Genomic DNA, 7,965 nt, shown 5'->3' on the forward strand with positions numbered 1-7,965 from the left:
CCGCCAGGGCCGGCCAGGTCATCGCCGCCGCGTCATGCCTTGACCACGGCCAGCATGCTCGCCGCGTCGCTGACCTCGAACTTGCCAGGTGCTTCCACCGCAATGTGCTTGACCACGCCATCGTCGACCAGCATGGCATAGCGTTGCGAGCGCCGCCCCAGGCCACGGGCCGAGAGGTCCTGGATCAGCCCCAGCGCCTCACTGAACTCGCCATTGCCGTCGCCGATCATCTTCACCGTGTCGCCTACCTGCAGGCTGTTGCCCCAAGCGTTCATGACGAAGGCGTCATTCACTGAAACGCAGAGAATCTCGTCGACACCCGCCGTGAACAGATCCGGTGCTGCTGCGACGTAACCGGGTACGTGGCGCTCGGAACAGGTGGGCGTGAAGGCGCCGGGCAAACCGAAGATCACCACTCTCTTCTGCTTGCAGCGCTCACGCACCGAGAACGCATTCGGGCCGATCGGGCAGGCGCCCTCGCTGTTGTTGTATTCGTAAAGGGTAACGTCGGGCAGTTGCTCGCCGAGCTTGATCATCGCTGTCTCCTGGGTAAGTGGATGGCCGAGCTTGCTATCATGCAGCAATCCATCAGGCCAGGTACATGATGCCCACACCCACACCCACACCACTGAGCAGTCGCGAAGTCAGCCAGCTACTGCGCGACATCGCCCTGGGCGTGCGCACCGTGCGTCGCCTGGGCGATGCCAGCTGGGCAGAAATCGGCTGTGGCCCGATGAGCCTGGAATGTGACGGCTGGCAAATCACCCTGTTCAACGACAACAACGCGCTGGCCTATTGCGTCAGCTGCCTCAGCCCGTGCGGCCGGGCCTACGTGTTCGAAGCCGCTCAGGGCTTTGGCAGCAACCCGGTGGAGTGGTTGAGCACCTGGGAGCACCGCCAGTTCGGGATGCTCCTGGGCAACCTGTAAATCAGCCGCGCAACTGATACCAGGTGGTCTTCAACTGCGAGTACTTGTCGAACGAGTGCAACGACAGGTCGCGGCCGAACCCGGACTGCTTGCCACCGCCAAACGGCACGGTGACATCCAGCGCATCGACGGTGTTGACCGATACCGTACCCGCCTTGAGCGCACGCGCCACCCGGTGCGCTCGGTTCAGGTCGTCGCTCCACACCGATGCCGCCAGCCCGTAGATGCTGTCATTGGCCAGGCCGATGGCCTGCTCCTCGGTATCGAACGCACTGACCGCCAGCACCGGGCCGAAGACCTCGTCCCGGGCCAGGCTCATGCCGTTGTCGACGCCGGCGAAAATGGTCGGCTCGATGAAATTGTCCGAGGCCCCGATCGTCAGGCGTCGCCCGCCACAGACCAGGCGCGCGCCCTGCTCCGAGGCCAGGCCGATGGCCCGGGCGATGCGCGTGGTCTGTTCGCCATCGACGATGGCACCCGCACGGCTGGCCGGGTCCAGCGGGTTACCTGGCAGCCACTGGCGGGCCTTGGCCTGCAGGCGTTCGATGAATTCGTCATGGATCGAGCGCTGCACATACAACCGCGAGTTGGCCGAGCACACTTCGCCCTGGTTGAAGAAGATGCCAAAGGCGGCCTTCTCGGCAGCCAGGTCCAGGTCCTGGCAGTCGGCGAACACCAGGTTCGGGCTCTTGCCGCCGCACTCCAGCCACACCTGCTTGAGGTTGGACTGTGCCGAGTACTGCATGAAGTACTTGCCGACCTGGGTGGAGCCGGTGAACACCAGGCAATCGACGTCAGGGTGCAGGCCCAGCGCACGGCCCGCCGTTTCGCCAAGGCCCGGGACCACGTTGAGCACACCCTCCGGCAGGCCGGCTTCCAGTGCCAGTTCGGCCAGGCGCAAGGCCGAGAACGGCGATTGCTCGGCGGGTTTGAGGACCACGCTGTTGCCTGCCGCCAGCGCCGGGGCAAGCTTCCAGGCGGCCATGTCGAGCGGGAAGTTCCACGGCACCACGGCCGCGACCACGCCCAGTGCTTCACGGGTGATGGTGGCCAAGGCGTTGGCGGCGGTCGGGGCGACCTGGTCGTAGAGCTTGTCGAGCGCCTCGCCATACCAGGCGAAGACGTGGGCCGAACCCGGTACGTCGATGGTGTAGGCATCCATGACCGGCTTGCCCATGTTCAGCGAGTCCAGCAACGCCAGTTCTTCGCGGTGGGCCATGATCAGCTCGGCCAGGCGCAGCAGCACCTTCTTGCGCTCGCCGGGCGCCATGCGCGGCCACGGCCCCTGCTCGAACGCCTTGCGCGCCGTGCTGACGGCAAGGTCGACGTCGGCCTGGTCACAGGCAGCGACACGGGCGAGGACCTGCTGGGTGGCGGGGTTGATGCTGTCGAAGGTTGCTCCGCTGGCTGCACCGACCTGGCGGCCGCCGATCAGGGCCTTGTCTCGCAAGCTCAGGCCTGCCGCGCGCTGTTGCCAGTATCCGAGATCGTACATACACACTCCTGACGACCGTCCGTGCGGTCCGCTTGTTATGGGTCTGGCGAACATTCTTGGCCCAGCCGCAGGCCTGGCGAAACCAGCTTTTTGCTGCCCCTTGCAGAGGAAAATACTCGCCAGCGCCGGGCGCCAGGGTTTACACGACGGGCGCAGCATGCTCCCCCCAAAGGGTGATTTCGAGGGCGCCCCGAGTGTGGGAGCATTCGAGCCGCCCCACCCCAGCCACGCCTCTGATCAAACGCCCCTACCAGTAGCGAGCCTTATCGCCTACTGCAGCTTCCTGCATCCCATTTCAGGAGTCAGCCATGCATACAACAACAAATACAGCCCAGCCCCATCCCCATCAGCCTGCGTCACCGAGCAACACTTCAGGTCGTTTCAGAAAGTCCATGGGCATGACCGCGCTGGTGCTGTTCGGCCTCGCCTACATGGTCCCGCTCGCCGTCTTCACCACCTACGGGCTGGTCACCCAGATGACCAAGGGCCACCTGCCCATCGCCTACCTCCTCACCCTCGCCGCCATGCTGCTCACCGCCTACAGCTACGGGCGCATGGTCCAGGCCCATCCCTACTCAGGTTCCGTCTATACCTATACGCGCAAGGCGTTCGGCAGCCACTTCGGCTTCATCGCCGGCTGGACCTTGCTGCTCGACTACATTTTCCTGCCGCTGCTCAGCTACCTGCTGATCGGCATCTACATGTCCGAGTACTTCCCGGCCATCCATGCCTGGGTGTGGGTCGCCGGGTCGATTGCCCTGGTGACCTTCCTCAACCTGATCGGCATCGAGTCGATCACCCGGGTCAACTGGATCCTGGTGGTGGCGCAGCTGGTGTTCATCGTGGTGTTCGTCGCCCTGTCGGTACGCCATGTGGGTAGCCAGGCCGCGCCGGTATCGCTGCTGGCGCCTTTCCACCATGAAGGCTTCAGCGTGCCGCTGATCATGACCGGGGCGGCGGTGCTGTGTTTGTCGTTCCTCGGCTTTGATGCGGTGTCGACCATGGCCGAAGAAACCAGCAACCCGACCCGGCGCATACCGCAGGCGATCATGGCGGTGTCGCTGATCGGTGGGCTGCTGTTCCTGGTGGTGTCGTACTTCGCGCAGATGGTGTTCCCCGACTGGGCCAGCTTTGCCGACCCGGATTCGGCCTCGGTGGACGTGATGCGCCGGGTGGGGGGCGAATACCTTGTGACCGCCTTCACGGCGACCTATGTGGCCGGCTGCTTCGCTTCGGCGATGGTGTCCCAGGCCAGCGTGTCGCGGGTACTGTTCGCCATGGGCCGCGATGGCGCACTGCCGCGGGTGTTCGGCCAGCTGGTGACGAAGAAGCGCGTGCCGGCGGCAGCGATCATGCTGGTCAGCCTGCTGTCACTGGTGGCGCTGTTCATCACCTTGGATACCGTGGCCAACATGATCAGCTTTGGTGCCCTGTTCGCCTTCTCGGCGGTGAACCTGGCGGTGGTCAAGCACTACCTGGTGGACCAGCAGTTGCGAGGGATGCGCAACTGCCTGCTGTATGGCGCCATTCCGGCCCTCGGGTTCCTCAGCACGATCTGGCTGTGGACCAGCCTGTCGAGCATGTCCTTTACCATTGGGTTGTGCTGGATGGGCGCGGGGTTCATCTGCCTGCTCGGGCTGACCAAGGCGTTTCGGGTGAAGTTGCCGGAGTTGCAGATGGCTGAATGAACGGGAAGCTCCGGGCGGCTGGGACGTGCCAGCCGCCCTGCCCCCAAGCCCATCTCCACCCCTGAATGGTATGATCCCCCGTTAAACGTTTCAGTATGTTTCACAAGGGACCCCAATGTCTGTTCAGGAATTACCGTCACTCGCCGTTTCCAAGGGCGACGTCGGCAAGATGGAAGCTGCCATGGCGCTAGGCAGCTTCGCCATCGGCACTGGCGAATTCGCCATCATGGGCCTGATGCCCGATATCGCCAGCAACCTGCAGTTGAGCGAGCCGCAAGTCGGCCATGCCATCAGCGCCTACGCGCTGGGTGTGGTGGTCGGTGCCCCGGCGCTGGCCATCCTCGGTGCCAAGCTGCTGCGCAAGCACATGTTGCTGTTGCTCATGGCGCTGTATGCCATCGGCAACCTGGCCACCGCCTTCGCCCCGTCGTTCTCCAGCATGGTTGCTTTCCGCTTCATCAGCGGCCTGCCCCATGGCGCCTACTTCGGCATCGCCGCCGTGGTGGCGTCGAGCATGGTGCCCAGCAACCAGCGCGCCGGCGCCGTGGCCAGGGTGATGATGGGCCTGACCCTGGCTATGCTGCTGGGCAACCCGGTGGCGACCTTCCTCGGCCAGTTCTTCGGCTGGCGTTCGGCATTCATCCTGGTCGGTGCCATCGCCCTGTGCACCATCGCACTGGTCTGGCGTTATGTACCACAGCGCCACGATGAACCACGCAGCGACCCGCGCAAGGAACTGCAAGCCTTTACCCTGCCACAGGTGTGGATGGCACTGGGCATTGCCGCGATCGGCTTTGCCGGCATGTTCTGCGTGTTCAGCTACCTGGCGCCGACCATGCTGCAGGTGACCCAGGTGGCGCCGGAGTGGATCCCCTTCGGCCTGGCCGCGTTCGGTGCTGGCGGCATCATCGGCAACATTGCCGGCGGCAAGCTGTTCGACCGCCTGCAGTTCCGCGCTGTGGGCATTGTGCTGGTGTGGTCGGCGGCCGTGTTGCTGTACTTCAGCTTCGCCGCCCACGCGTTGTGGTCGGTGCTGTTGGGGATCGGCCTGGTCGGCACCATGATCGCCCTGGCCGCGCCGCTGCAGATCCGCCTGATGGACATCGCCCATGAAGCGCCCAGCCTGGCGGCCGCATCGAACCATGCTGCCTTCAACCTGGCCAACGCCCTGGGCCCCTGGTTTGGCGGCATGGCCATCAGCGCTGGGCTGGGCTGGACCAGCACCGGGTATATCGGTGCGGCAACGGCGATGGCGGGGTTGCTGATCTACCTGGTGGCACGCCGCATGAAAGGCGGGCATTGAGCTCTTGCCAGGTGCCTGCCGTGAGTTTTCAAGGGGGGCATAAATCGAGCGCCGCCAGCGCGGCGCTCGATCGCACAGGCACTGAAAATACCCCGGCGAACACCTCGTCCCCTACAGCGCTCTTGCATCAAGGCCTCGAACACCACCATGAGGTTGATGTCCGCCTTGCGCAGTTCGTTTCGATTCATGCCCGCTCCTGATAGTCGTCCAACCCCAACAGGATAGGCGCCAGGTCAATGTACCGCCCAGCCCCGGCTCATCGCCCGGTACTTGCGCGGTGGCATGGCGAAGAAGGTGTGAAAGCGCCGGTAGAAATACGAGAAGCTGGTAAACCCGCTGGCAATGGCCACCTCCGACATCGGTTTGTCGGTGTGCTGCAGCAGTTGCCGAGCATGCCCCAGGCGCAGCTCAAGATAGAAGGTCAGCGGTGTCGACTGCACATGCTGGCGGAAAGAGCGCTCCAGCTGGCGGCGCGACAGTTTCACATGCCGGGCGATCTCGTCGATGGCAATCGGCTCTTCGATATTGTTGCTCATCAGCTCGATCGCTTCGTTGAGGTTCTGCGGCAAGCCGACCCGAAACGGCGGCGCCACCTTCGGCAACGCCGGCGCGGGCTTGTCGGCGGCGACGATTTGCGCCACGCCGTCGAGCAGGCTCTTGCCGTAACGGCCGGCCAGCAGCTCCAGCATCATCTCCAGCGCACTGCTGGCGCCGGCGCAGCTCAGCCGCCGGCGGTCCAGCACATGGCCGGCACGGCTGACCCGCACGCCCGGGAACAGCTCGCTCATCATCGCGCGCCCCTCCACGTGGCAGGCGCAATCATGGTCGTCGAGCAGGCCCGCCTCGGCGATGAAGTAGGCACCATTCCACAAACCGCCCAGCAGGCAACCATGGCTGTCGGCCTCGCGCAGCTTGCCGCGCAGGCGCGGGTTGCGCTTGAGCGGCACGCGCAAGCCGCCACAGACGAATACAAAGTCCAGGCTGCGCACCTCCAGTTCGGCCAGGGCCTGGTCGATGCTGATGACGATGCCTGAATCGCTGCGCACCTGGGCACCGTCACCGATCATCACGAACTCGAACAGCGGCTTGACGCTGACCTGGTTGGCGGCAGCCAAGGTGTCCATGGCGCAGGTCAATGTCATCATCGAGAACTGCTCCAGCAGCACGAAGCCGACCCGGCGCAAGGCCGCGCCGGTGGCGAGGCGGTGATCCGGCGCCAGGTGGGCGAAATTGCGGCTTCTGAGATGACTGACGACTGACTGGTTCATGGTTCTGCTCTGCCTGGGGGGTTAGTTACTGGCTTGCATTGCCGCCGCACGGGCGGCCTGCAGCCAGCCATCGAAGGCCTGACGGTGGGCCGCGATCCATTCCTGGGTGTGGCGCTGGATATCGGCGTAGGACTTCTCGCCGTGCTGCATCTTCAGGTTCTGCGCGCTCTCGTCGGCTGCCGGAATCTGCATCAGCGACAGGAACTTCACCGCAGCCGGGTTCTTTTCGGCGAAATCGCGATTGATCACGGCCTCGATCTTGTCCAGGGCGAAACCGAGGTTCTTGCCCTGGTACAGCGTGTCGACGCTGTTGTCGCCGCCCGGCAAGTCGGTTTTCGGCACCTCGAGCCAGACCACGTCACGCCCCTCCACCAGCACGCCGGCCACCCACTGTGGCATCCAGGTGTAATAGAACACCGGCTTGCCTTCCTTGAAGCGGGTGATGGTGTCGGCCATCAGCGCGAAGTACGAGCCCTGGTTGACGTGGATGCTGCTCTCCAGGTCGTAGGCCTTCATCTGGTGGGCGATCACCAGCTCGCAGCCCCAACCCGGGTTGCAGCCGGTCATGTCGGCCTTGCCGTCGCCGTCGGTGTCGAACAGCTTGGCGATCTCCGGTTTCTTCAGGTCGGTGATGTACTTGATGTGGTATTGGTCGGCGGTCTTCTTGTCGATCAGGTAGCCCTGAAGCACGCCGGGCAGGATGTCGCCGACCTTGACCATGTTCTGGTCGCCACCGGCCTTCTGGTAGAAGCTGCCGTGCAGCTTGTCCCACAGGTTGACGCTGAAATCGGCATCGCCGTAGCCGACCGCCAGGATCATCGTGGCGTATTCGGTTTCCTTGGGCTTCTGCACGTTGTAGCCCAGCTCGCGCAGGCCCTGCAGGGCGACTTCGCCACGGAAGCGCTCTTCATCCACGGTCGGGAATGACGGGGTGACCTTCACCCCTTCACCCGGCTTGTCGGCCGAGGCGCTGGCGTGCAGGCAGGCCAGGCCCAGCGCCACGGCGCAGGTGGCTTGCAGGAAACGGCGGGGGAACTTGAACTCGGACATCGTCGCGTACCTTTTTCTGGTTGTTGTTTCGGGATGCGGCAGATAGAACGGGGTTAAGTCAGGCGGTCTTGCGCCGCCCTTGCGGTTGCGCCGCGCCGCACAGGCGCAGGACCACGCCCACCGGCCCGGTGTGGTACCAGCGCAGGCTCGGGTCGGCGCTGGTGCGCGCGCCCATGGCCTGGGTCAGGCGGTCGAGGAAGATCGCCAGCAGCACCAGGCCGACGCCACCGACG

At 64.5% G+C, this 7,965-nt stretch carries 7 protein-coding genes and 1 pseudogene; 3 read left to right on the top strand and 5 right to left on the bottom strand.

The genetic code is table 11. The features are described from left to right. Positions 1-32: 32 nt before the first annotated feature. The gene (locus CAF78_RS20955) at positions 33-536 is read right to left on the bottom strand and encodes a peroxiredoxin (RefSeq protein WP_085677572.1); all 504 of its coding nucleotides are present in this window, start codon (positions 534-536) and stop codon (positions 33-35) included. Positions 537-601: 65 nt separating this feature from the next. Between CAF78_RS20955 and CAF78_RS20960 the strand changes: the two genes are divergently transcribed. Beyond that, positions 602-928 carry a hypothetical protein gene (locus tag CAF78_RS20960; RefSeq protein WP_256573961.1) on the top strand — a complete coding sequence of 109 codons (327 nt, stop codon included), beginning with the start codon at positions 602-604 and terminating at the stop codon, positions 926-928. Position 929: 1 nt separating this feature from the next. On the opposite strand, the gene CAF78_RS20965 is transcribed toward CAF78_RS20960, so the two are convergent. Next, on the bottom strand, positions 930-2,423 hold the full coding sequence (locus tag CAF78_RS20965) for an aldehyde dehydrogenase (protein WP_085677573.1): 1,494 nt from the start codon (positions 2,421-2,423) through the stop codon (positions 930-932). A 308-nt stretch (positions 2,424-2,731) separates the two neighbouring features. On the opposite strand from CAF78_RS20965, the gene CAF78_RS20970 reads away from it, so the two are divergent. Both CAF78_RS20970 and CAF78_RS20975 read left to right on the top strand, forming a co-directional pair. Beyond that, a complete protein-coding gene (locus CAF78_RS20970; RefSeq protein ID WP_085677574.1) occupies positions 2,732-4,111 on the top strand; it encodes an APC family permease in 1,380 nt (459 codons plus the stop codon). Positions 4,112-4,226: 115 nt separating this feature from the next. After that, on the top strand, positions 4,227-5,414 hold the full coding sequence (locus tag CAF78_RS20975) for an MFS transporter (RefSeq protein ID WP_177408559.1): 1,188 nt from the start codon (positions 4,227-4,229) through the stop codon (positions 5,412-5,414). Positions 5,415-5,647: 233 nt separating this feature from the next. Here the strand turns inward: CAF78_RS20975 and CAF78_RS20985 are convergent, their stop codons facing one another. From CAF78_RS20985 to CAF78_RS28780, 3 genes and pseudogenes are all read right to left on the bottom strand, one after another. Beyond that, positions 5,648-6,682, bottom strand: a complete 1,035-nt coding sequence (locus CAF78_RS20985) for a GlxA family transcriptional regulator (protein ID WP_085677577.1) — start codon at positions 6,680-6,682, stop codon at positions 5,648-5,650. A gap of 21 nt (positions 6,683-6,703) precedes the next feature. Continuing rightward, positions 6,704-7,732 carry a glycine betaine/L-proline ABC transporter substrate-binding protein ProX gene (proX, locus tag CAF78_RS20990; RefSeq protein WP_085677578.1) on the bottom strand — a complete coding sequence of 343 codons (1,029 nt, stop codon included), beginning with the start codon at positions 7,730-7,732 and terminating at the stop codon, positions 6,704-6,706. A 58-nt stretch (positions 7,733-7,790) separates the two neighbouring features. Further along, positions 7,791-7,965 (bottom strand): annotated as a pseudogene (locus tag CAF78_RS28780) (glycine/betaine ABC transporter permease); the annotation flags it as partial.

Source organism: Pseudomonas sp. R28(2017) (genome assembly GCF_002112505.1).
Classification (GTDB): Bacteria; Pseudomonadota; Gammaproteobacteria; order Pseudomonadales; family Pseudomonadaceae; genus Aquipseudomonas.